Origin of the sequence: Streptomyces sp. NBC_01237 (genome assembly GCF_035917275.1) — a bacterium.
Taxonomy (GTDB): Bacteria; Actinomycetota; Actinomycetes; order Streptomycetales; family Streptomycetaceae; genus Streptomyces.
In genome coordinates this window covers 4,346,624-4,370,015 of sequence record NZ_CP108508.1, presented here as the reverse complement: position 1 = coordinate 4,370,015, position 23,392 = coordinate 4,346,624, and the positions used below count along the sequence as shown (strand labels likewise).

The following is a 23,392-nucleotide window of genomic DNA, read 5'->3' as shown; positions in this document are numbered from 1 at the left end:
CGCTGTGTGGGGCCCTTGGTGTGACGAAGCGCGTCGACCCGACCCACCATGAGCCGTACCTGCGGGGCACTCAACTCACCGGCGGGTACGGGTACGTGGAGTGGGACTCGTTCCCGCCCCGGCCACCGGTACAGCCGGATGGCCCCGGTCCGGATTCGCGCGGGCCGCGGTCGGCAAAGACTGGCACCTGAGACCACCGTGCCGTCTCGTGCCGACAGCCGGAATCACCGAGGAGCCTGCCACCGTGCCCGTCCCCCGTCGCCCGTACGTTCTCTTCGCCGCCCCGTTCGTCCTTCTGGCCCTGCTCCTCACCGGCTGCTCCAGGGAAGCCGCGGACTCCACGGCCGCCGCGCTCGCCGGACCCCCGGGCGGTGCGGCGGGGCCGGAGTCCGCCGCCATGGCCGGGCGGGCCACTCCGACGCAGCCTGCCCGCCCCCAGGAGATCCCGTACCTGGGTCCGGGGACGAGGGGGCTGATCCCGTCCACCGCCCGGCAGGCGCTCGTCGTGACCGGCGAGGCCGCAGACTCCAACCGGTCCACCGCCGTGCTCTACACCCGCGACGGCCCGACGAAGAGCTGGAGACCGGCGGCCGGCCCGTGGCCCGCCCACAACGGGATGCGAGGGTGGACGGACCTCCATATGGCGGACGACCTCAAGTCCCCCAACGGCGTCTACACCCTCACCGACGCGGGCGGCAGGCTGCCCGACCCCGGCTCCCTGCTGCCGTACGACGAGCAGCCGCACTTCGCGGTGAGCGGTGACGGGTTCTTCGGCGAACCCCTGGAAGGCTCCTTCGACTATGTCGTCGCGATCAACTACAACCGCACGCCGGGCGTCACCCCGCTCGACCGCACCCGCCCGCTCGGCATGGAGCGGGGCGGCGGCATCTGGATCCACGTGGACCACGGCGGCCCGACGCAGGGCTGCGTCTCGCTCCCGGAGGAGCGGATGGAGGAACTCCTGCGCACCCTGGACCCGGCGAAGAACCCGGTGATCGTGATGGGTGACGCCGCCGCCCTGGAACGTTGAACCGGCGACCGCGTACATCTCCCGCGACCGCGTACGTGCTCCGCGACCGCCTGGATGCCTCTGTCCCGAAGGCCCACGCACGAGGGCCCGGAACCGCGCGTGGCGGTTCCGGGCCCTTCGCCGGCGGTCTGTGTACCCGGCTGCCGACCGCTACGCGGTCGGCTTCTCCTCCAGGCGCGGGAACAGCACCGCACCCTTGGTGACGGTCGATCCCACGGGCAGCAGGCCCCAGGTGCCCGCGTCCTGGACCCGCTGGTCGGCCAGGGCGCCCAGGGACTCCTCGGCACCCAGGGACTCCCACAGCTTCTGCGAGGTGTCCGGCATCACGGAGTTCAGCAGGACGGCGACCCCGCGCAGCGCCTCGGCGGCGGTGTACAGGATCGTCGCGAGGCGGGCCTGGCCCTCCGGCGAGGTGTCCTTGGCCACCTTCCACGGCTCCTGCTCCGTGATGTAGCCGTTGACCTGCTTCACGAAGTCGAAGATCGCCAGGATGCCGGCCTGGAAGTCCAGCTCCTCGCCGATCTTCCGGTCGGCCGTCGCGACGGCCTGCGCGAGGCCCTCCCGTACGGCCTGCTCGGCGTCACCGGCGGCCGTGGCCTCCGGCAGCGCGCCGCCGAAGTACTTTCCGACCATGGCGGCCACGCGCGAGGCGAGGTTGCCGTAGTCGTTGGCGAGCTCGGAGGTGTAGCGGGCGGAGAAGTCCTCCCAGGAGAACGAACCGTCGCTGCCGAAAGCGATGGCGCGCAGGAAGTACCAGCGGTAGGCGTCCACGCCGAAGTGCGCGGTCAGCTGCTGCGGCTTGATACCGGTCAGGTTCGACTTCGACATCTTCTCGCCGCCGACCATCAGCCAGCCGTTGGCCGCGACGCGGCCCGGCAGCGGCAGCCCCTGAGCCATCAGCATCGCGGGCCAGATCACCGCGTGGAAGCGGAGGATGTCCTTACCGACCAGATGGACGTCGGCCGGGAACGTCGCGTCGAACTTCTCCTGGTTGGCGCCGTAGCCGACCGCCGTCGCGTAGTTGAGCAGCGCGTCGACCCACACGTAGATGACGTGCTTCTCGTCCCACGGCACCGGGACGCCCCAGTCGAAGGTCGAGCGGGAGATCGACAGGTCCTGAAGCCCCTGCTTGACGAAGTTCACGACCTCGTTGCGGGCGGACTCGGGCTGGATGAAGCCGGGGTTGGCCGCGTAGAACTCCAGCAGCTTCGGGCCGTACTCGCTCAGCTTGAAGAAGTAGTTCTCCTCCTTGAGGATCTCCACCGGCTTCTTGTGGACCGCGCACAGCTTGGTGCCGTCCGCGTCCTCGATCAGATCGCCGGGGAGCTTGTACTCCTCGCAGCCCACGCAGTACGGGCCTTCGTACCCGCCCTTGTAGATCTCGTCCTTGTTGTACAGGTCCTGCACGAACTCCTGCACACGGTCGGTGTGCCGCTTCTCCGTCGTCCGGATGAAGTCGTCGTTCGCGATGTTCAGATGCTCCCAGAGGGGCTTCCACGCCTCCTCGACCAGCTTGTCGCACCAAGCCTGCGGGGTGACGTTGTTCGCCTCGGCCGTGCGCATGATCTTCTGACCGTGCTCGTCCGTGCCGGTGAGGTACCACACCTTCTCGCCCCGCTGGCGGTGCCAGCGGGTGAGCACGTCGCCTGCGACGGTCGTGTAGGCGTGGCCCAGGTGAGGAGCGTCGTTGACGTAGTAAATGGGGGTCGATACGTAGAAGGACTTCACGTCTTCGCCCCCTGCTTCTCGGGATCCAGTGGCCGCCATGGTCGAAATCCTAACGGTCCGTGGGAGATCCCCTCACCTCGATAAACGCGGCCCGCGCAGCCCAGAGCCCCTGCGGAGCGCCGGCAGAGCCCTTGCGGAGCCCGAGCGGAGCCCACGGAGAGCTTTGCGAAACATGCCTTCCGGTAGTTAAGACGCATCCTGGGAGGGAGTGGACACGCATGCACGAGGCAGGGGACATCACGATGCGGGTACTTGTCGCCGAGGACGAGGAGATCCTGGCGGAGCTGGTCGCCACCGGGCTGCGCCGGGCCGGGTTCGCGGTCGACACGGTGTACAGCGGTGACGCGGCGCTCGCCTATCTCGGACTGCACGACTACGACGTGGTCGTCCTCGACCGCGACCTGCCCCGTGTGCACGGCGACGACGTGGCCCGCAAGCTGGTCGCCTCCGGCTCGCGGACCAGGATCCTGATGCTCACCGCCTCCGGAACGATGGAGGACCGTGTCGCCGGGCTCGATCTCGGAGCCGACGACTATGTGGCCAAGCCGTTCGAGTTCCCCGAGCTGGTGTCGCGGGTACGCGCGCTGCGGCGGCGCAGCGCCAGGCCCGTGCCGCCGCAGCTGGAGCGGTACGGCATCCGGCTCGACACCGTGCGGCGGGCCGCGTCCCGGGACGGCCGGGACCTGGATCTGTCGCCGAAGGAGTTCACGGTGCTTCAGCTGCTTCTGGAGGCCGACGGCGGGACCGTCAGCGCGGAGGAGCTGCTGGAACGGGCCTGGGACGCCAACGCCGACCCGTTCACCGGGGCCGTGCGCGTGTGCATGAGCAAGCTGCGCGGCAAGCTCGGCGAGCCCGGCCTGATCCGTACCGTGCAGGGCGTCGGGTACGCCCTGTGAAGCGGCGGACCCGGCTCCTGCGCGTGGTGGGCGCGGCGAACGTGCCGCACTCCACGATCCGGACCCGCATCGCTCTTGTGTACGGCGGGGTGTTCCTGGTCCTCGGGACCGCCCTGCTCGCCACCGTCAACCTGGCGTCCCGCGCCGGTACGGACTCCGAGGCGCGCGCCATCGCCTCGTCGGCCGCTGTCGTGCAGCCCGGCTACGCGGTGAACGGCCCGTTGATCAGCCGCAGCCGTCTCGGGCCGCCCACCGTCTACGACCTCACCGACCATGTCAGCGACGCGGCGGGCCGGCAGCTCATGTACTGGTCGATCGCCGCGCTGCTCGTCATGACGGCGTGCGCGGTCGCGGTGGGGTGGTGGACCGCCGGGCGGGTACTGCGCCCGGTCCACGCGATGACCGCGAAGGCCCGTCGGCTCTCCGAGCACACCCTGCACGAACGGATAGCGTCCAGCGGTCCCGACGACGAGCTGAGGGAACTGGGCGAGACGCTCGACGCGCTGCTGGCGCGGCTGGAGAAGGCGTTCGACAGCCAGCGGCGTTTCATCGCGAACGCCTCGCACGAGCTGCGGACCCCGCTGGCCACGCAGCGGGCCGCGATCCAGGTGGGTCTCGACGACCCGACGCCGGAGGACCTCGTCCGGACCCGGCAGACGCTTCTGGACGCCAACCGGCGCAGCGAGCGGCTCATCGAGGGGCTGCTGGTGCTGGCACGGAGCGAGCGGGGGCTGGCGACGAGCGAGCGGGAGAAGGTCGGCTTCGCCCGGGTGGTGGAGGAGGAGGCGGCCCGGCAGCAGGCCCGGCAGCGCGCGGCGCGCGGCGTCCCCGGCGGGCCGGAGGTGCCGGTGACGAACCTGAGGACCGTGGTGAGCGGGCCCTGCACCGTACGTGGAAACCGGCTGCTGCTCGCCCAGCTGGTGGCGAACCTGCTGGCCAACGCCGTGACGTACAACGTGCCCGGCGGGTCCGTGGAGGTGTCGCTCACGGCGGCGGGGGTTCTGGTGGTGCGCAACACCGGTCCGGTGGTGGCCGACGCGGACATCGCGGGGTTCTTCGAGCCGTTCCGGCGGGGCGAGGGCCGTGACCGGATGGGGCCGGGGTCGGGGCTCGGGCTTTCGATCGTACGTTCTATTGCAGTGGCTCACGGCGGTACGGTCACGGCGGTGCCCGGTCCCGAGGGCGGTCTCGCCGTGACCGTACAGCTGCCCGTGGATCAGCCTTCGGTGACCGTCTCGCGGGCCGCGATCCAGGCCGGCAGCCCGGCCAGGATCTCCCGGTAGAGCTCGGCGTCGGTGATCTCGCGCGGGGCCGGGCCCGCGTGGAAGAAGGCGGCGTTGTCGACGTCCAGCTTCCGCAGGAAGTCGAAGCCCTTCGCGTCCTGCTCGCCGAACGCGACGAACTGGAAGAACAGCGGCAGCCGTGCCGCGTCGGCCAGTGCCTGCTTGGCGGCCTGCTTGGCGTCCGGCGGTCCGTCCGTCTGGAAGATCACCAGGGCGGGGCCGGTGGCCTCCGACTTCTCGTAGTGGGCGACGACCTCCTCGACGGCGCGGTGGTAGTTGGTACGGCCCAGGCGGCCGAGGCCCGCGTGCAGTTCGTCGATCCGGCCCTCGTGTGCGGTGAGCTCGATCGCCCCGGTGCCGTCGATGTCGGTCGAGAAGAAGACGACGGGCACGGTGGCGCTCTCGTCGAGGTGTGCGGCGAGAGCCAGCGCACGGTCGCCCAGGTGCTGGGCGCTGCCGTCCTTGTAGAACGGCCGCATGGAGCCCGACCGGTCCAGGACCAGATAGACGGAGGCGCGGAGCCCCGTCAGACCGTGAGCTTTGAGTCCGGCCTGCGCCGCCTTGTACGGGGCGACGAGCTGGGGCGCGCGCGACTTGACCCGGGCGGCGGTCACGGCGGGCTTGCCGGGAGCGGCGGCGGACCCGGTGGCGGGGGAGGGGGAGGGGACGGGGGTTTCGACGGGCTTGGAGGTCTCGGGGACCTCGGGGACCTCGGCTGCCTCGGGGACCTCGGCTGCCTCGGGGGCCTCGACAGGCTTGACGACCTCGGGAGCCTTGGCGGGCTCGGGGGTTGCGACGGCCGCGACGGGCTCGGAAGCTGCCTCGGGTGCGGGTGCGGGTGCGGGTGCGGGCTCCGGCACCGGGTCGGCATCCGGCTCGACGCTGGCGGACGGCTCGGCTTCGGTGACCGGCGCGGTCTCAATGACCGGCGTGGCTTCGGCGGTCGGCGCCGTCTCGGCGGCCGGCGTGCTTGCCGGTGCCGGTGCCGGTGCCGGTTCCGGGTCCAGGTCGATGGTGATCGGTTCCGCCGTGGCGTCCGACGTGACCTCCGGCTCGACGGCCGACGCGGCCTCGACCGGCTCGGCCTTCTCGGCGGCGGCTGCCGCCTCGGCGGTCTCGACCGGCTCCACGACCTTCACCGGTTCGGGTGACGGCTTCGGCTTCGGGGCCGAGCCCTGGGCCGGGACCGTCGGCGTGGCCGCCTTGTCGAACGCCGCCGCGACCAGGTCCGACGCCAGCCCGCTCCCGTGCCCGGCAGAACCAGAACCGGAACCCGAACCGGAACCGGAAGAAGGCGAAGGTACGGAAGAGACGGAAGAAGAGGAGGAGGTCGAGGAAACCGAAGAAACCGAGGAAGCCGAAGAAGGAGAGGCCGGGGCAGGAACCGAGACCTTCGGTTCCGGTACGGACGCCGCCGCCGGAGTGGTCTCCGGCTCCGACTCCGTGGGCTGGGTGCGCTCGGCCTGGGGCGGGACGGTGGCCGTGGTCGGCTCGTCCCGCTCCGTGCGGCCGAACACCTTGCGCAGCAAGCTCCGAATGCCCATGGGCGAGGCCTTTCGCATGAGTTGAGAGCGGTAAATGCCCGACCTGCGGAATTTGATCCCTGGCCAGGGCGGATACGTAAGGTTAGCGGCCGGATCCGGCCGTTCGGCGGTGCGGCCCGCCCCTGGGGCAGCTGAGCCGCAACCGATCCCTGTCCGAGTCCGGACCGAGCCTCAAGAGAGCAGCGGTGGCCCGGACTTCACTGTCCGTTCACCGCGAGTCCGTCATACCGCGTGGATGCACACCTACCGTCACGCAAGACACATAGACGGAGGGAAACCACGTGCGCAATCTGCTGCCGCTCATCAGCTCGCACCCGGGCGGGCGCTCTGCGCTGACCTGCCGCTACCGCTGCGGTGACGCCTGCTTCAAGGAGATACCGAACACCAGCGACAACGAGTACGCGGGCGATGTCATCGCCGGCGCGCTGTCGCGTCGCTCGATGATGCGTGCCGCCGCCGTGGTGACCGTCGCGGCTGCCGCCGGTACCGCCGCGCTGACCGGCCCGGCCGCTCCGCAGGCCGAGGCCGCGGCGCTCGCCGGCCAGGGTCACAAGCCCGGTCACCCGCACCGGCCCGCCCCCTCCGGCGCCCGTGGCCTGCGGTTCTCGCCCGTCGCCCCCAACAAGAACGACAAGGTCACCGTCCCGGACGGGTACGGCCAGAACGTGGTGATCCGCTGGGGCGAGCCGATCCTGCGCGGGGCCCCCGCCTTCAACCCGGACAAGCAGTCCGCGAAGGCGCAGGCGGGCCAGTTCGGCTACAACAACGACTTCCTCTCCCTGCTCCCGCTCCGTGGTGAGCGCGGTCGTCAGGTCCTGGTCGCCAACCACGAGTACACGGACGAGATCCTGATGTTCCGTGGGTACGATCCGGCCAACCCGACCCGTGAGCAGGTCGAGATCGCCTGGGCCGCGCACGGACTCTCCGTGGTCGTCGTCCAGGAGGAGCACCGCACCGGCAAGCTCGGCCCGGTCAACCGGCACCCGCTGAACCGCCGCCTCACCGCGACCAGCGAGTTCCGGATCACCGGTCCGGCCGCCGGCAGCCCTCTGCTGCGTACGTCCACCGACCGCACCGGGCGCAAGGTGTACGGCACGCTCAACAACTGCGCGGGCGGCACCACGCCGTGGGGCACGACCCTGCACGGCGAGGAGAACTTCAACCAGTACTTCGCCAACGGCTCCACCGACATGCACAAGCGGTACGGCATCGCGGCGGGCGCCACGGAGCGCAAGTGGGAGCGTTTCGACAAGCGCTTCGACCTGGCCAAGGAGCCCAACGAGGCCAACCGGTTCGGCTGGGTCGTCGAGCTCGACCCGTACGACCCGGACTCCACCCCGCGCAAGCGGACCGCGCTGGGCCGGTTCAAGCACGAGGCCGCGCAGCCGCGACTGACCTCCGACGGCCGTCCGGTCGTCTACATGGGCGACGACGAGAAGTTCGACTACTTCTACAAGTTCGTCTCCAGCAAGCGGATGAAGAAGGGGAACTCGCGGGCGGCCCACGCGCACAACCTCACCCTGCTGGACGAGGGCACGCTGTACGTCGCCAAGCTGACCGGTGACTCGCCGGTCAACGAGTTCGACGGCACCGGAAAGCTGCCCTCGGACGGCGAGTTCGACGGCAGCGGCGTCTGGATTCCGCTGGCCACGGGCAACACCTCGCACGTGCCCGGAATGACGGCCGAAGAGGTGTACGTCTACACGCGCCTGGCCGGTGACAAGGTCGGTGCCACGAAGATGGACCGCCCCGAGGACGTCGAGCCCTCGCCGCGCACCGGCCGCGTGTACATCGCGCTCACCAACAACTCCGACCGCGGCAAGGCGGGCAAGGCCGGCGCGGACGAGGCGAACCCGCGTAACGCCAACAAGCACGGTCAGATCCTGGAACTCGCCGAGAACTGGGACGACCCGGCGGGCGACGGCTTCGCCTGGCGGCTCTTCCTCGTCGCGGGCGACCCGAACGACCCGGCGACGTACTTCTCCGGCTTCCCCAAGGAGAAGGTCAGCCCGATCTCCTGCCCGGACAATGTGGCCTTCGACGCCCACGGCAACCTGTGGATCTCCACGGACGGCAACCAGCTCGGTTCGCACGACGGGCTGTTCGGAGTCGCGACCCAGGGCGAACGCCGGGGCGAGCTGAAGCAGTTCCTGACCGTCCCGACCGGCGCCGAGACCTGCGGCCCGCTCATCCAGGACCGCCGGGTCCTGGTCGCCGTGCAGCACCCCGGTGAGATCGACGGCGCGTCCGTCGAGAAGCCCGCGAGCAACTGGCCGGACGGACCCGGGAAGATCGTCCGCCCGTCGGTCGTCGCCGTGTGGCGCAAGGACGGCCGCGACATCGGCGTGTGACCCCCTTGCGAGTGAATGTCCTTCCTGCGGTGCAGTGAGGAAACATCAGGCCCGCGCCCATGGAGGCGTGGGCCTGATGGGCGTGGCCCAAATATGTGTACCCGGACCGGAGTTGCCTGTCGGGGCGGCCGGACGGCGTGAACCGCCATACGGTCGGTGACGTCGTGATCGGCGATCGGTGCCCGGTGATTCCTGATCCGTGCCGGTCAGCGATCTGTGTTGATCCGTACGCGCTCTCAAGAAGGGCTCCTCCATGGGACATCCATCCCGCAGAACACGTCTGGTGGCCTGCGCCGTGGCGGCCGGGGCGATGCTGACCGGACTCGGTCCGGCGGCCGGTGCCGTCGCCGCACCGGTCACCGCCGCCCCCGCCGAGGTTGCCGCGTCCGGCGACCCCGTACCGGGCGACGCCGGCCTGCCTGATGACGGCTTCGCCAACGAACACGAGGGTGAGCAGGACGACCTGGTGGGCCCCGGCGGGACACCCACCGCTTCCGGCCTGGAGGCCGCCCCGGTTCCCGGACGGGTGGCCGACTTCAAGCTGGCGGCGGGCACCAGCCTCTCCGGCCTGGTCGGAAAGCTGGACGCCGCGCTGCCCGCACAGGGCCTCACCGCGCTGATGGAGCAGGCCAACCGGCCCGCCGGCTGGAATGCCGACTGCGGCACCACCGCCATCTACGGCTCCGATCTGTCGACCAGCCACCGTGTCTGCTGGCAGAGCGACGACCTCTCCTCCACCGAGTGGATTCCGCAGGCCATCACCGGGGTTTCGGACGCCCAGGAGGACGAGGACTGGGGCACGTCGAACGCCGAGCCGATCGCGGTGGCCTCGTACGATGACAGGAATCCGGGCCGCAGCGACTACGCGGTCGGCCGTGACGACTGCCTCAAGAGCTCCGCGTCCGATGCCTGCAACGAGAAGGGCGTCCGGGTCAGTTTCTTCGACCAGGCCACGAAGCGGTACCGCCATGTCCTGCTGGCCTGGCCGTACATGAACTCCCAGGACCACATCTCCTTCGACGCGCTGCACGCACGCGAGGGCCTGTGCGATTCCGCGGTGACCACCAGCTGTGCCGCTCAGAACGGCATTCACGCGGGTGGCATGGTCTGGTACGGCAACTATCTGTACGTGGCCGACACCGCCAACGGCATGCGGGTCTTCGACCTCCGCAGGATCATGGACCTCAACCCCGACAACGATGCCGAGAAGAACGACCCGACGCCGGACGGTCTGGTCAGCGACGTCACGGACAAGAAGCGGATCGGCCGGCAGAACAACGTCTGGTACTCCTACGGCTACCGGTACGTGATGCCCCAGGTCGCCTCGTTGAAGTTCACGACGGCGAAGAACGGCGGAACCACCTCGGGCAACCAGTGCTACGCCACCGGGCGCCCCAAGGCTTCGTACATCTCCCTGGACCGGACGGGCACCGATCATCTGATCCTGGGCGAGTACTGCAACCGCAACAACGGCGGCGACAGCACCGGCCGTGTCGGTACGTACCCGATGACCGCGCTCACCGCGGCGGTCGAGGGCGCCGCCGGTACCGCCGCGAGCGCGGACCTCGCCTATGGTCTGCCGACCGAGGGGACGTTCAACGGCGAGCGGCTGTGGCACAAGATCCAGGGCGTGCTGCGCTACGAGGGCACGTGGTACTTCCACCGCAGCAACGCCTACAGCAAGGGCCGGCTGCTCCAGGCCACCCCCGGCGAGGTCGGCGGGGCCACTCAGCTCGTCGGGAATCCGAAGATCCTGGAATCGGCGGTCGGCCCCGAGGACCTGTACCTGGCCCATGGGCGCGGGGACGGCTTCGCTCCGCAGCTGTGGTCGCTCAGCGAACATGCCCCGAGTGCCGAGTGCTCGGGCTGCAAGCGCGAGCTGTACAGCTACGACATGGGTGAAGTGATCGGCGGCTTCGGCTCCTGACGCCATCGGTCGGACCTGGACACCGGTCGGGCGGGGCGGGGCAGGTCGACCGGGGCAGACGGGCCGGGGCAGGCGGACCGGGGCAGGTGGGCGCCGGTCGGGTGGGGTCGGACGGGTGGGGTCGGAATCCCGCTCGTCCGGCGACCGCGTGCGTTCGGCGCACTAGAGTCGGAGCCATGGTTTCCGGTGACGCACCGCAGGCGGAGGGAAGCGTCCGGGTCGACGTCTGGATCTGGTCGGTCCGGCTGACGAAGACCCGTTCGCAGGCCGCTGCCGCCTGCCGGGCAGGACATGTGAAGGTCGCGGGGGAGCGGGCCAAGCCCGCCCAGCCCCTGCGCGTCGGCGACGAGGTACGGCTCCGGCACGCGGGGCGGGACCGGATCGTCGTCGTGTCGAAGATCGTGAAGAAGCGGGTCGGCCCGCCCGTTGCGGCGGAATGCTTCGTCGACAACAGCCCGCCCCCGCCGCCCCGCGAGGTGGCGATCCAGGTCCCGGTCCGTGACCGGGGCGCGGGCCGCCCGACCAAGCGCGACCGGCGGGAGATGGAGCGCCTTCAGGGCCGGTCTCCGGAACGGGCGCCGGGTCCGGAGCAGTAGCCGGTACGCGCCCGGTGCGACGTTTCACGTGAAACGTCGCACCACGCGCCTTACCCGTGAGCCGAGTTGAGCTGAGCCGACTCCGTACCGGGCCAGGCACGGCTCGTGCCGGGTCAGGCGCCGCATCTGTCGGGTCAGGCGCGGCATGTGCCGGGTCAAGGCTGGGGTGAGGCGATCGCACGCGCCGCGGCCACCTCCTGGCGCAGTGGCTCAAGGACGCTGTCCTCGTCGCCCGGCAGCTCGGCCCGTACCTCCACCAGGACCTCGCTGCTGCGTATGCCCTCGGCCAGCTCCCGCAACTGCTGCTCGATGCCGGCCACCTCGTCGGGCGAGGGCTCCGTGGCGCCGTGGTTCACCCGGACCCGGGCGGCCGTCGTCGCGTCCACGATCCGTTCGACGGCGACGACCAGTGGCCACCACGCGGTGGCCCGGGTGCCTACCGGCGGTGGTTCGGTCAGGGCCCGCTGGAACTCGGAGCGCACGGAGGACAGGTCGCGGTAGAGGCGACGCCGGGCCCGTACTCGCTCCGCCTGGTCGGTGCCGCGGCCGTCGAAACCGCACGCCACGTAGTCGGCGATGTCCGTCACGGCGTCCGCGAGCCGGGAGCCGATCCGGGTGTGCCAGCTCTCCGGCCACAGCAGATATCCCGCGATCAGCACGATGCCGCAGCCGATGAGACTGTCCAGGAACCGTGGCCAGACCAGCCCCACGCCCTGGTGGTTCAGCAGGTCGGACAGCAGCAGGATGACCGGTGTGATGGCCGCTGTCTGGAACGCGTACCCCTTGGCCGTGAGCGCCGGGATCAAGGCCGCGAGCACCACCATCGCGGGCACGTCCCACCAGCCGATGGGCACCTCGGACAGCACGGGGGCGGCGACGACCAGCCCCGCCGCCGTGCCCACCGCACGCAGCACGGCACGCGAGAACACCGAACCGAAGTCGGGCTTCAGGACGAAGGTGACGGTCAGCGCGACCCAGTACGAGCGGGGCACCGGGATCAGCGAGGTGAGCGCCTGCGCCAGGCCGATGCAGAGGGCCAGCCGCAGCCCGTAGCGCCAGGACGTCCCCGAGAACAGCACGCTGCGGGTCGCCCGCCGGATGCGCACACCGAGCGCGGCGGGCCGTCCGAGCCGGTCGTCGACGTTGTACGGGTCGGGGTCGGCCTTGTGCACGACGGCCGCCGCGTGCCGCAGGGCGCTGTCCACCGCTCGGGTCGCGGGGGAGTCCGGCGTGGGAAGCCGCAGTTCGGGCTCGCCGGTACGGCTCAGCTCCACGTCGTCCGCGAGCTCACGTACCGCCGCGGGGATCTCGGCGGACAGCGAGAGGTGCCGCACATGCACGGCGGGCGCCGCCTCGACGAGCGGGATGACGACGTTGAGCTGGGACAGCAGCCGCACCATGCGGGCGCTGCGTCCGTGGTAGCGGGCACGCCGGGCGAGAATCAGGTCGTAGGAGGTGTTGAGCGACTGGGTGACCGCCTGGCGCTGCTGCTCGTACTCCGGTGTCCCGGCGGCGGCCAGCAGGTCGGCGCAGGCACGGTAGGTGTCGGCGACCGCGACGCGTTCGGGGAGCTGCCGGCGGAACGGCCAGGACAGCAGGGTCAGGACCAGCACCACCAGGCCGCCGAGCGTGAGCAGGAGCGGGGCCACCCACCACGGGTCGGGCATCGGCAGGCCGGCCCCGACCACCGAGTTGAGCAGGAGGAGCAGGCCGGAGACGGAGGCGACGGCACCGATCGTCGACATCATGCCGGAGACCAGGCCGACGAAGGTCAGCACGGCGACGGCGGCCCAGCCGGTTCCGAACACGAATGTGCCCAGCATGATGCCGAGGGCGCCGAACAGCTGCGGCACGGCGATGTTGAAGATCCGCATCCGGTAGGCGTCGGCGGTGTCGCCGATGACACCGGACAGCGCGCCCATCGAGACCAGCGCGCCGTACGTCGGCCGGTCGACGGCGAAGCCGACGGCGAGCGGGGCGGCCAGGGCGATGGAGGCGCGCAGGACGGCGGCCCAGGGGATGGGCGCGGACTGCGGACGCAGCCCGTTCAGCAGCCACGGTGGTGGCGCGGCCCGCTTCCGGTCGGCGTCGGCATCGGAGTCTGCGTCGGCGGCGTCGGCCGTGGCCACTGCGTACCCCCTGTTTGTTCCGCGCGGTCCTCGGTCAGCTCTGGTACCCCTCCACCTCGTCGGCGGGGCGGACCTTCGCCACCGACGGGTCCTCGCCGTATTCGCTGAGCGCACGCCGCTGCCGCAACAGGTCCCAGCACTGATCGAGTTGGACCTCCACCGTACGCAGGCGCGCTTTCTCCTCGGTGGACAGGCCCAGGTTCCCGGTGGACCGGTCGCGCAGGGTCCGTTCCTCGGAGACCAGCCCGTCGATGTGCTCAAGGATGTCGTGGTCGGCCATGAGTGGCTCCTTCAGTGGGTCCGCCAGGTACGCGCCGGCCGCGACGGCTCGCATGTCGACCGTGACGGCTCGTACGGGGAAGACCTCCCGGTCGCTCCCCGGCAGTCATGATTCCTACTGTCGCCCGGCCCCTGCCCGACCGCACATCGGGTCGGCGGCGGCCGCCTTCGGGCACCCGGTGCTGTTCACAAGGGGGCCTGTCCGGCGATCCGGGGTGTCCGCGCCCTGCGGCGCATCAGCAGCCGCGCCACCACCGCCCCCACCAGAAGGACCGCTCCCACCGCCAGAACCACCCATACCGTCGTCCGCAGCGACGCGGTCAGCGCGTCGACGACCGCCGCGGCCGCGTCCCGGTCACTGTCCGGTACCTCGTCCAGCACCCGGCCCCGGCCGACCGCGACCAGGACCCGCAGCACGATCGCGCCGAGTACGAACCCCGCCCCGACGACCGCCGTGGCCGTCAGCGCGGCCCGCCGGCCACCCCGCACCGTCGCGATGCCCACCACCAGCACCAGGAACACCAGCGTTCCCACGGCCGGCCAGACGCTGCAGTACCGCAGCCACCGGAACGAGCCGCGCAGCTGGTCGGCCTGGTCGGCGGTGAGCACCGTGATGTCCGTGTGCTGGACCGGGATCTGTTCCGCGAACGGCACCCCCTTGCCCACCAGCTCCTGCTTGACCTGTTCGATCACCGGAGCCAGGTCGATGTTCACGGCCTCCCCGCTGTTGCCGTCCAGCGCCGACGTCACCGCCTTGTGCGCCGTGCGGTTCGCGGTGTCCCAGGCCGTGCGGAAGGCATCGGTGTCGGTGAACGACCGCACGCTCTCGTGGAGAAAGTTCCGGACGGTGTCCTGGAGCGGGCCGAGGTCGATCTGCTTCATGGCCTCGTCGGTGATCAGATCACTCACGGTGTCCTGAACGGCGGGATCGGAGGCGAGCGGGGAGACGGCGGCCACGTACCGGTCGGTGTCGTCGATCTCCAGGTCGACCCAGGCGGAGAGCGCGCTCAGCGGCACCAGGACCGCGAGCAGGAGGAGCAGTACTGCCGACAGGGTGGCTGAGAGGGAGGTCCGCACAACCCCAGGGAATCCCGCGGGGAGGCCGCGCGCCCCGGGTCGTACGCCATTCGAGTTGCCGTGCGGCGCGGTCGGGTGTGCTCTGGAGGGACGGGGGCGTGCGACGGGGGCGACGGAAGGAGCTGTCCGCCATGGCCACACACGCAGCCATGCCGACCCGTGGGGGTTCCCGGGCTCGCGCACGGGCACGCCACCACAGCCCGCTCGCCTGGGCGGTACCGCTCACGCTGGGCGTGATCTTCGGTTTCTACGCGGCTTTCATCCGCCGGGACGGTGGCCCGAGCACCGGCGGGCAGGTCCTTCTCGGGCTGGTCTCCGGAGTCGCGCTGGCCGCGCTCTGCTTCGCGCTGGGCCGGATCCAGCATGCGCTGCCGCGCGAGCTGAGGGCGGCGGCGTACGGGGCGCTGACCGCGTGCGCGATCGGGTTCCTGGTCAGCCTCACCGATACCAGCGTGCTGCGGTCCACCGGGCTGGGGGTGCTGGTCGGGGCCGTGATGCTCTGCGTTTCGTTCTACATCTTCTACACGAGGGAGGACTGAGCGCGAAGGCTGGTTTCTCTCCAGGGCGCGACCGCCAGATCGAATCTGGCGGCCGCGCCTCGCCGTCTGGCGCCCATGGGGTGAGGGAGCGGGCTGTGCGGGACCTACGGGGCCCGGCAGCGGGACGGGAGAGGAGGAGAGGGATGACGGGAAGCGCACGGCCGCTGCGCGTCGCGGTGATCATCGGCAGTACGCGCGAGGGGCGTATCGGTGACGCCGTCGGCCGCTGGTTCCTGGCGCGGGCCCGGCTCCGCGACGAGCTGGAGCTGGCCGTGCTGGACCTCGCCGACTTCGACTTCCCGGTGCACTATCCGGAGCGGGCGACCGACCAGATGACGGAGTTCGCCGGATCCATCGGGCGGGCCGAGGCTTTCGTGGTGGTGACCCCGGAGTACAACCGCTCGTTCCCGGCCTCCCTGAAGCAGGCCGTCGACTTCGCGTACGAGGAGTGGCAGGCCAAACCGGTCGCCTTCGTGAGTTACGGGCACGGCTCCGCAGGTCTGTACGCGGTCGAGCAGCTGAGATCGGTCTTCACGGAGCTCCACACGGTGACCATGCGCAACGGGGTGGCCTTCGACTTTCTGACCGAGCGGCTGGACGACAGGTCGGAGGACTACGGGCGGGACCGGGCCGTGGGGCTGATGCTCGACCAGCTCGGCTGGTGGGGCACCGCGTTGAGAGACGCGCGGGCGGCCCGCCCCTATGTCTCATGACGCAGCCCGGCCCCGCCCCCGAACCGACAGCTCCGCAGCTCCCCGGCCCCCGGCCCCCGGCCCCCGGCCCCCGGGGAAGGCTCCTCCGGATCATCAGAACCCACCCGTCGACGTACAAGGAAGGGAACATGAGCACTGAACTGGCCATCGAGACCACGGGGCTGGTGAAGGTCTTCGGCGACAACCGCGCGGTGGACGGCGTCGACCTCGCCGTCCCGGCCGGCACGGTCTACGGCGTCCTCGGACCCAATGGCGCCGGGAAGACCACCACCGTACGCATGCTCGCGACGCTGCTGCGACCGGACGACGGCGAGGCACGGGTGTTCGGCAAGGACGTGGTGAAGGACGCCGACGCGGTCCGCAGCAAGGTCTCCCTCACCGGGCAGTACGCCTCGGTCGACGAGGACCTGACCGGCGCCGAGAATCTGGTGCTGCTCGCACGTCTCCTCGGGCACGGCAAACCGGCCGCCCGGACCCGGGCGGAGCAGCTGTTGGAGGGCTTCGGGCTGAGTGCGGCGGCCGGAAAGCAGGTGAAGAACTACTCGGGAGGCATGCGGCGCCGCATCGACATCGCCGCCTCCATCCTGAACACCCCGGACCTGCTCTTCCTCGACGAGCCGACGACCGGGCTGGACCCGCGCAGCCGTAACCAGGTGTGGGACATCGTGCGAGCCGTCGTCGCCCAGGGCACCACGGTCATGCTGACCACCCAGTATCTGGACGAGGCGGACCATCTGGCGTCCCGGATAGCCGTCATCGACCACGGCAGGGTGATCGCGGAGGGGACGAAGGGCGAGCTGAAGGCATCGGTCGGCTCGGGCTCCGTCCATCTGCGCCTGCGGGACCCCGAACAGCGCCCCGAGGCCGAGCGGGTGCTGGCGATCGCTCTGAACGCGACGGTGCAACTGGACCCGGACCCCGTGGCGCTCACGGCCAGGGTCAACGGGCACGGCACCGAGCAGGGCGCGGCGGAACAGGCCGCCCGGGCACTGGCCGAACTGGCCCGGTCCGGCATCACCGTCGACAACTTCTCGCTGGGGCAGCCCAGCCTCGACGAGGTCTTCCTCGCACTCACGGACAAGAAGGGAGTGGCGGCATGAGCACCGCGACCGCCAAGACAGAGCTCGACGAGGTCGCACTCGCAGCCCCCGACGCGGAGCGCCTCGCCTCCCTCCTGGTCGGTCAGGAACGGCCGCCGAGGCCCAGCGCGCTGTCGGCCTCCCTCACCTTCGGGTGGCGGGCCATGCTGAAGATCAAGCACGTGCCGGACCAGCTGTTCGACGTGACGGCGTTCCCGATCATGCTGGTCCTGATGTACACGTATCTCTTCGGCGGGGCGCTGGCCGGTTCCACCGAGGAGTACATCCAGTTCCTGTTGCCCGGCATCCTGGTGATGAGCGTCGTGATGATCACGATGTACACGGGTGTCTCGGTCAACACCGACATCACCAAGGGAGTCTTCGACCGTTTCCGTACGCTGCCGATCTGGCGGCCCGCACCGATGGTCGGCTATCTGCTCGGCGATGTCCTGCGCTATGTGATGGCCTCGGCGGTGATGCTGACTGTCGGCATGATCATCGGCTTCAGACCGGACGGCGGAGTGGTCGGGGTGCTGGCGGGCGTTGCCCTGTTGCTGGTCTTCGCCTTCGCGTTCTCCTGGATCTGGACGATGTTCGGTCTGCTGCTGCGCTCCGAGAAGTCGGTGATGGGCGTCAGCATGATGGTGATCTTCCCGCTGACGTTCCTCAGCAATGTGTTCGTCGACCCGAAGACGATGCCCGGCTGGTTGCAGGCATTCGTGAACAACAGCCCGGTCACCCATCTGGCCTCGGCGGTACGTGAGTTGATGGCCGGGAAGTGGCCGATGGCGGACATCGCCTGGTCGCTCGGCTGGGCCGCCCTGTTCGTGGTGGTGTTCGGCCCGGTGACGATGCGGCTCTACAACCGCAAGTGACGGGGGTGGGCGAGGTGGTTCTGTCGGTCACGGTGCCTCGCTGACCCTGGATCCTTGACCTTCCCCGCAGGGGAAGCCCCAGCATCGGTGGGGCCGGGCGGAAGCCGCCCGGTACGAGGAGGTACGCGGTGAAACGCGAGGGTCGCGCGGTGGGCTCCGAGGGTGCCGGTGGCGCCGGGGACACCGGTGACACCAAAGGCGCTGATGGTGCCGGTGGTACTGGTGGTGCCGGTGGTGCCGGGCTGGTGTCGATCGGGGAGTTCGCCCGGTTGTCCCGGCTCTCCGCGAAGGTGCTGCGCCGCTACGACGAGCTGGGCCTGCTCCGCCCCGCCCTGGTCGATCCGGTGAACGGCTACCGGTACTACGACCGGGCGCAGGTGGAGACGGCCCGGCTGGTGGCGTGGCTGCGCAGGATCGGGATGCCGCTCACCCGGATCAGCGGGGTGGTGGCACTCGACGCGGGCGCCGCCGCGGCGGAGATCCGCGCCTACTGGGCACGGGTGGAGGCCGAGACGGCGGCCCGGCGCGATCTGGCGACCTTCCTCGTCGACCATCTGTCAGGGGAGGACAGCACGATGTCGAAGGTGCCGAACGATGCACGGGGCGGCCAGGAATCAGGGCCCGGTGACGGCCTGCGGGACAGCAACGGCCGTCCGGGCAGCGCAGGTTCGTGGGCCGGCAGCGGATCAGGGGGCGGGGGCGGTTCACGGGGTCAGGGCGGTTCGGGAGGCGGAGCCGGCGCAGGGCTGGGCACCCTCGGGATTCGGTACGCGGCGCTGTCGGACATGGGGACGGTGCGGGAGTCCAACCAGGACGCGGTCCACGCGGGGGCCCGGTTGCTGGCCGTCGCCGACGGTTTCGGGGCGAGCGGTGCCGAGGCGAGTGCGGCGGCGATCGGTGCGCTGAGGCCCGCCGCGCAGGCGGCGGTGAGCGCGGCGCATCTGCTCAACGCACTGGAGGACGCGGCGGACCTCGCGTCGCGGGCGGTCCGGGACGCGGTTGCGGGGCGCGCCGTTCCGGAGGAGTCGGGGACCACGCTCACCGCGATGGTGTGGACCGGCTCCGGGCTGGGTCTGGTGCACATCGGGGACTCGCGCGCCTATCTGCTGCGGGGCGGCGAGCTGTTCCGGATCACGCACGACCACAGCCTCGTCCAGTCGATGATCGACGACGGCTCGCTGACGGCGGAGGAGGCACGCTCGCATCCGCAGCGCGCGTTGCTGCTCAAGGCGCTGGTGGGCGGGGCATCCACGACCCCGCACCGGCCGGATGTCCGACTGTACGAGGCCCGTCCGGGGGACCGCTACCTCCTGTGCTCGGACGGACTGTCGGCGGTGGTGGACGAGGCGGACCTGACCCGTGCGCTCTTCGCGGCGGACGGTCCCGACACGGCCGTACACGAGCTGGTCGCCCTGGCCGTCGACGCGGGCGGACCCGACAACGTGGCGTGTGTCGTCGCCGATGTCGTGGCCCTGTGAGGCGAGGCATGCGCAGGTCCACCTGATCCTGCACGGGCTGCGGGCTGCGGGCAGGTGAGAACCGCGAGGGGCGGGGGAGAGCTGCGTGAGGAGGGAGGGCGGCGCGAGGGCTCACAGACGCCAGTCGGGGGTGCGGCCGGGGCGGTAGGCGCAGGTGGTGCCTGTGGTCACGGACTCCCGCAGGTGGGAGGCCAGCTGGGGGTGAAGCCCGTCGAGCTTGCGGAGGGTGTCGCGGATGCGGGCGGTGACGGTCTTGCGGGCCCGCTCGGTCTCGTCGCCCAGACGGCGGGTCCTGCCACCGAGACCGGCCGCGCTGCGGAGTTCGTCGAGCAGCGCCTGACGCTCCCGGTCGTACTCCTCGACCCGCCGCACGTCGTCCCGTGCCGCCGCGCGGTCTATCTCCACGTCGAGCCGGTCCAGGCGTTCCTTGTAGCGGTGCTTGGCCTCGTCGTCGAGCACCGGGTCGCCGCCGAGCTGCCGGGCGGCGACGACGAGTTCGCCACCCTCGGGGGCCAGCAGCTGCACGGCAGGGACGTCCGAACCGGGCAGTCCCAGCAGGGTGTGCAGGTCCCGGAGCCCCTTGGCGTCGGGTACGTGCACGGTCACCCCGTGCCAACGGAGCATCCACACAGGCCCGTTCCGCCGGAACTCTCCCGCGGGTGCGGTGGTGTCGCCGGGCGGCACCTGCCGGGCGGCCCCGGCCTGGGGGGAGACGTGCGTTTCGGACGGGGTGCGGGACGTGGGCGTGGCGGCGCCGGGGGCGGGCGCGGTACTCATCCCGGCGCTGCCGGAGGCGGGCGCGTGCAGGGACGCGGTGCTGGTCCCCGCCCGCTGCGCGTGCAGGGACGCGGCACGGGACGTCAGATGGCGCAGGCCCAATTCGGCTGCCTCTCTGCTGACTTCAGCGAGCAGCCGGCCGGCCCGCGCGACATCCCGTGCGGCTTCGCCCGCGATATGCCCTGCGATATCCCCTGCGGCTTCGCCCGTACGGCCCGTACCCGCCGCCGTACCGCCCGTGCCCGCCGTCGTACCGCTCGTACTCGCTGTACCGCCCGGGTCCTCCGCGTCCGGCGGTCCCGCTGTTGTGCCGGCCGTCGCGTCCCTGCCCCGGGCGAGGAGGGATTCCGCCAGGTGGAGGCGGGCGCGTACGGACCAGGGGCGGGCGCCCAGGCGGTCCGAGGAGGCGATGGCCTCGGTGAGCGCGGCCACCGCCGCGTCGCGGTCCCCGCGGGCCGCGGCGAGCAGGCCGAGCCAGAGGTCGACGGGCCCGCTGATGTCGCATCCGTACAGCGAGACGACCCACTGCCCGGCGTACGGCGCGAGGGCGTTCTCCGCTCGGGCGATGAGCTGCGGGTCACCGGTCACCGTGGCCGTCTGGGCCATCAGCCGGAGCCACAGCGGGGTGAAGGCGCGCGGATAGGGGGCCGCCGGGGCGGACCGCTCGGCGATGTGGCGCAGTGCGGGTGCCGCGTCGCCCTGTTCCACCGCCGTGATCGCCTCCAGCAGCCGGGGGTAGGGATATCCGGCGGCGGGCAGCTGGGCGAGGACCTCCTCGGCGTTCTCGTACTGCCCCCGGAGCAGGTGGAGGGCCCAGTGCAGATGGCCCGCCATGAAGCCGAACGGCGCGTGCTCGGACGCCTGTTCGTTCATCGCCTCGTCCGCGAGGGCGGCGTCCGCTTCGGCGAACCGCCCTTGCAGGGAGGCGATCAGGCTGGTGTCGACGGCGATGCCCAGGTCGAACCGGGGCAGGTCGGCGCGCTCGGCGAGCGTGACGAACGTCCGGAACTGGTCCACGAACCCCGGATCGCCCAGCTCCAGCAGGGCCACCCACCGCATCGACGTGGCATGGAGTTCCATTTCGCGGTGGTGGGTGCGGCGGGCGACGTCGATCATCTCGTCGGTCAGCTCAAGGCGTTCCACCGAGGAGCCGAGACCCCATACGGAGTCGTGCCGCGCCCAGAGGGAGAAGGCGAGCGCCTCGTCGTCCGTGCCGCGCCGGGCCAGCGCCACGATGTTGATGGCCAGCTCCTGGGCGAGCCGGTCGGGGGAGAGCTTTTCCTGACCGTCCTTGCCGGTGACCTTGCGGTGCGCGTCGCGCAGCAGGGCGACGGTGGACGCCTCCCGGGACCCCAGGGGTCCCTCGCGATGCAGCGTCATCGCGACCCGGGCGAGCAGCTCGGGGTCGTCCAGTTCCTGCGCGAGGGTGACGGCCCGGTCCAGATAGCGTTGCCCCTCCGCCGGGTCGGCGCCGTGCCGCAGCTGCCCGGCGAGGTCCAGGCAGATCAGTGCCGTCCGGCGGCGGTCCGGTGCCTCCCCCTCCGCCGAGTCCCCGGTCGCCGCGTCCAGGGCGCGCCGGTAGTGGCCGACGGCCTCCTCGTCGGCCAGCCGTCCCGAGGCGTCCTGGGCGGCCGCCGTCATCAGCTCGATCCGGCGTTCGCGCTCCAGCGCGCCGCCCGCGAGGTGGGCGTGCCGGGCGAGATCGCCGGGAAGGACGGACTCGCCGAGCCCGCCGTGCGCGTCCAGGGTCCGTACGACCTGTGCGTGCCGCCCGCGGACCGCCGTCCCGTCCAGCGAGGCGTACAGCGTCTCGCGCACCAGGTCGTGGGCGAAGGCGTAGTGCCCGGTCGGGTGGGCGACGACGACACGGGCCGCTACCGCCCGTTCCAGGAGCCGTTCCACATGGGGGACCGGCTCCCCGTGCACCACGGCGAGGACCTGGCGGCGGAAGTCGCGGCCGAGGACGGCGGCGGTCGTCAGCAGAGCGACCACGGGCTCGGGCAGCAGGGCCAGCCGCTGCCCGACCGCCTCGCGTACGCCCGGCGGAATGGTGGAGACCGGGCTTCCGCTGTGCCAGAGCCGGGCGGTCTGCTCGACGAAGAACGGATTGCCGCCCGTACGCCGGTGGACCTCGTCGACCAGCTTCGGTGCCGGCTCCCGGCCCGCGGTGACGGCCATCAGCGCGCCCACCTCGTCGCGTCCCAGCCCGGTCAGGGTGAGGGTGGCCGAGGCCCGTGAGACGAGCGGCAGGATCAACGGCTGGAGCGGGTGTCCCGGGGCCTCCACCTCCACGTCCCGGTAGGTGCCGACGAGCAGCAGGCGCTCGAACCAGGCGTGCTGGGCGGCGAATCCCAGGAGCCGCAGAGACGCGGGGTCGGCGCTGTGGAGATCGTCGAGGACGACTATCAGCGGGCGGCTCTGGGAGACCGTGACGAGGGCGGTGGTCACCGCGTCGTACAGCCCGAACGCCTCCGCGGCGTCGGACGGACCCGCACCGGAGTCCGCCGTGCCCGAGCCAGGCCCCGTACCCGAGCCGGGCCCCGTACCCGTACCCGTGCCCTCGATCGGCCCCGTACCCGCGCCCGAGCCAGGCCCCGTGCCCGAGATAGGCCCCGTGCCCGGCCCCGTACCCGAGCCCGGCCCCGTACCCCCGCCGGGCCCCGTACCCCCGCTGGACGCCCCGCCCGGTCCTGGGCCCTCGCGGTCCGCCCCGGTCAGGAGTCCGGCCACGGATCCGCCGCCCGGCTCGCCGAGGAGTATCCCCAGCCGTCCGTCAGACGCTTCCTGGGCCGCCGCCCACTCCGCCGCCGTGGCGGAGCGGCGCACGCCGCGCAGCACCTGCACCCACGGCCAGTAACCGGGGGCGCTGTCGGAGTCCCAGCAGGAACCGCCGACCACGAGCGCGCCGCGCCGCCGTGCCTCGTGCGCGGCGTCCGTGACGAGCGTGGTCTTGCCGATGCCGGCCTCGCCCGTGACGAGCACAAGACCGCCGTGGCTGTCCGTCGCCCGGCCGATCTCCGCACGGAGGACGCCTGCGGGATGGTCGCGCCCGAACAGAGCAGGGGTCATGACCACACGATAGGAGGCCCCA

General features: G+C 71.4%; 17 protein-coding genes. 11 read left to right on the top strand and 6 right to left on the bottom strand.

Translation table 11 applies throughout. The features are described 5' to 3' along the window. Positions 1-244 precede the first annotated feature (244 nt). Positions 245-1,030 carry a L,D-transpeptidase family protein gene (locus OG251_RS19175; protein ID WP_326678346.1) on the top strand — a complete coding sequence of 262 codons (786 nt, stop codon included), beginning with the start codon at positions 245-247 and terminating at the stop codon, positions 1,028-1,030. 150 nt (positions 1,031-1,180) lie between these two features. On the opposite strand, the gene metG is transcribed toward OG251_RS19175, so the two are convergent. Continuing rightward, positions 1,181-2,797, bottom strand: a complete 1,617-nt coding sequence (gene metG / locus OG251_RS19170; RefSeq protein WP_326678345.1) for a methionine--tRNA ligase — start codon at positions 2,795-2,797, stop codon at positions 1,181-1,183. A gap of 203 nt (positions 2,798-3,000) precedes the next feature. On the opposite strand from metG, the gene OG251_RS19165 reads away from it, so the two are divergent. Both OG251_RS19165 and OG251_RS19160 read left to right on the top strand, forming a co-directional pair. Then, positions 3,001-3,654, top strand: coding sequence for a response regulator transcription factor (locus tag OG251_RS19165; protein ID WP_198953557.1), 654 nt, complete (start codon positions 3,001-3,003; stop codon positions 3,652-3,654). Then, complete coding sequence (locus OG251_RS19160) at positions 3,651-4,937, top strand: sensor histidine kinase (RefSeq protein WP_326678344.1); 1,287 nt, start codon at positions 3,651-3,653, stop codon at positions 4,935-4,937. The genes OG251_RS19165 and OG251_RS19160 overlap by 4 nt, the downstream gene beginning before the upstream one ends. Here OG251_RS19160 and OG251_RS19155 read toward each other — a convergent pair. Next, the gene (locus tag OG251_RS19155; RefSeq protein WP_326678343.1) at positions 4,871-6,481 is read right to left on the bottom strand and encodes a VWA domain-containing protein; all 1,611 of its coding nucleotides are present in this window, start codon (positions 6,479-6,481) and stop codon (positions 4,871-4,873) included. The genes OG251_RS19160 and OG251_RS19155 overlap by 67 nt on opposite strands. A 281-nt stretch (positions 6,482-6,762) precedes the next feature. On the opposite strand from OG251_RS19155, the gene OG251_RS19150 reads away from it, so the two are divergent. From OG251_RS19150 to OG251_RS19140, 3 genes are all read left to right on the top strand, one after another. Beyond that, positions 6,763-8,832, top strand: coding sequence for a PhoX family protein (locus OG251_RS19150; RefSeq protein ID WP_326678342.1), 2,070 nt, complete (start codon positions 6,763-6,765; stop codon positions 8,830-8,832). 253 nt (positions 8,833-9,085) lie between these two features. Then, complete coding sequence (locus tag OG251_RS19145) at positions 9,086-10,759, top strand: hypothetical protein (RefSeq protein ID WP_326678341.1); 1,674 nt, start codon at positions 9,086-9,088, stop codon at positions 10,757-10,759. Between the two features lie 176 nt (positions 10,760-10,935). Then, positions 10,936-11,355: an RNA-binding S4 domain-containing protein gene (locus OG251_RS19140; RefSeq protein WP_326678340.1), complete on the top strand. Its 420-nt coding sequence runs from the start codon at positions 10,936-10,938 to the stop codon at positions 11,353-11,355. A gap of 155 nt (positions 11,356-11,510) precedes the next feature. Here OG251_RS19140 and OG251_RS19135 read toward each other — a convergent pair whose 3' ends face one another. From OG251_RS19135 to OG251_RS19125, 3 genes are all read right to left on the bottom strand, one after another. After that, positions 11,511-13,376 carry an FUSC family protein gene (locus OG251_RS19135; RefSeq protein WP_326681318.1) on the bottom strand — a complete coding sequence of 622 codons (1,866 nt, stop codon included), beginning with the start codon at positions 13,374-13,376 and terminating at the stop codon, positions 11,511-11,513. Positions 13,377-13,518: 142 nt separating this feature from the next. Then, on the bottom strand, positions 13,519-13,764 hold the full coding sequence (locus OG251_RS19130) for a DUF2630 family protein (RefSeq protein WP_326678339.1): 246 nt from the start codon (positions 13,762-13,764) through the stop codon (positions 13,519-13,521). Positions 13,765-13,949: 185 nt separating this feature from the next. Continuing rightward, entirely contained in the window at positions 13,950-14,840 is an 891-nt protein-coding gene (locus tag OG251_RS19125; protein WP_326678338.1) for a hypothetical protein, read from the bottom strand. Between the two features lie 131 nt (positions 14,841-14,971). On the opposite strand from OG251_RS19125, the gene OG251_RS19120 reads away from it, so the two are divergent. From OG251_RS19120 to OG251_RS19100, 5 genes are all read left to right on the top strand, one after another. Then, positions 14,972-15,379: a hypothetical protein gene (locus OG251_RS19120; protein ID WP_326678337.1), complete on the top strand. Its 408-nt coding sequence runs from the start codon at positions 14,972-14,974 to the stop codon at positions 15,377-15,379. A 143-nt stretch (positions 15,380-15,522) separates the two neighbouring features. Continuing rightward, positions 15,523-16,092, top strand: coding sequence for an NADPH-dependent FMN reductase (locus tag OG251_RS19115; protein ID WP_326678336.1), 570 nt, complete (start codon positions 15,523-15,525; stop codon positions 16,090-16,092). Positions 16,093-16,220: 128 nt separating this feature from the next. After that, positions 16,221-17,192, top strand: a complete 972-nt coding sequence (locus tag OG251_RS19110; protein WP_326678335.1) for an ATP-binding cassette domain-containing protein — start codon at positions 16,221-16,223, stop codon at positions 17,190-17,192. After that, positions 17,189-18,046, top strand: coding sequence for an ABC transporter permease (locus OG251_RS19105; protein ID WP_326678334.1), 858 nt, complete (start codon positions 17,189-17,191; stop codon positions 18,044-18,046). Before OG251_RS19110 ends, OG251_RS19105 begins: the two co-directional genes overlap by 4 nt. 242 nt (positions 18,047-18,288) lie before the next feature. Continuing rightward, positions 18,289-19,524: a MerR family transcriptional regulator gene (locus OG251_RS19100; protein WP_326681317.1), complete on the top strand. Its 1,236-nt coding sequence runs from the start codon at positions 18,289-18,291 to the stop codon at positions 19,522-19,524. Positions 19,525-19,635: 111 nt separating this feature from the next. Here the strand turns inward: OG251_RS19100 and OG251_RS19095 are convergent, their stop codons facing one another. After that, positions 19,636-23,370 (bottom strand): ATP-binding protein, encoded by a 3,735-nt coding sequence (locus OG251_RS19095; protein ID WP_326678333.1) that lies wholly within the window; start codon positions 23,368-23,370, stop codon positions 19,636-19,638. Between the last annotated feature and the right edge of the window lie 22 nt (positions 23,371-23,392).

Bases quoted from the DNA above. Each gene is read 5' to 3' on its own strand.
- metG (WP_326678345.1), bottom strand. From the start codon at position 2,797: ATGGCGGCCACTGGATCCCGAGAAGCAGGGGGCGAAGACGTGAAGTCC.
- OG251_RS19165 (WP_198953557.1), top strand. From the start codon at position 3,001: ATGCGGGTACTTGTCGCCGAGGACGAGGAGATCCTGGCGGAGCTGGTC.
- OG251_RS19155 (WP_326678343.1), bottom strand. From the start codon at position 6,481: ATGGGCATTCGGAGCTTGCTGCGCAAGGTGTTCGGCCGCACGGAGCGG.
- OG251_RS19145 (WP_326678341.1), top strand. From the start codon at position 9,086: ATGGGACATCCATCCCGCAGAACACGTCTGGTGGCCTGCGCCGTGGCG.
- OG251_RS19140 (WP_326678340.1), top strand. From the start codon at position 10,936: ATGGTTTCCGGTGACGCACCGCAGGCGGAGGGAAGCGTCCGGGTCGAC.
- OG251_RS19130 (WP_326678339.1), bottom strand. From the start codon at position 13,764: ATGGCCGACCACGACATCCTTGAGCACATCGACGGGCTGGTCTCCGAG.
- OG251_RS19120 (WP_326678337.1), top strand. From the start codon at position 14,972: ATGGCCACACACGCAGCCATGCCGACCCGTGGGGGTTCCCGGGCTCGC.
- OG251_RS19115 (WP_326678336.1), top strand. From the start codon at position 15,523: ATGACGGGAAGCGCACGGCCGCTGCGCGTCGCGGTGATCATCGGCAGT.
- OG251_RS19110 (WP_326678335.1), top strand. From the start codon at position 16,221: ATGAGCACTGAACTGGCCATCGAGACCACGGGGCTGGTGAAGGTCTTC.
- OG251_RS19105 (WP_326678334.1), top strand. From the start codon at position 17,189: ATGAGCACCGCGACCGCCAAGACAGAGCTCGACGAGGTCGCACTCGCA.
- OG251_RS19095 (WP_326678333.1), bottom strand. From the start codon at position 23,370: ATGACCCCTGCTCTGTTCGGGCGCGACCATCCCGCAGGCGTCCTCCGT.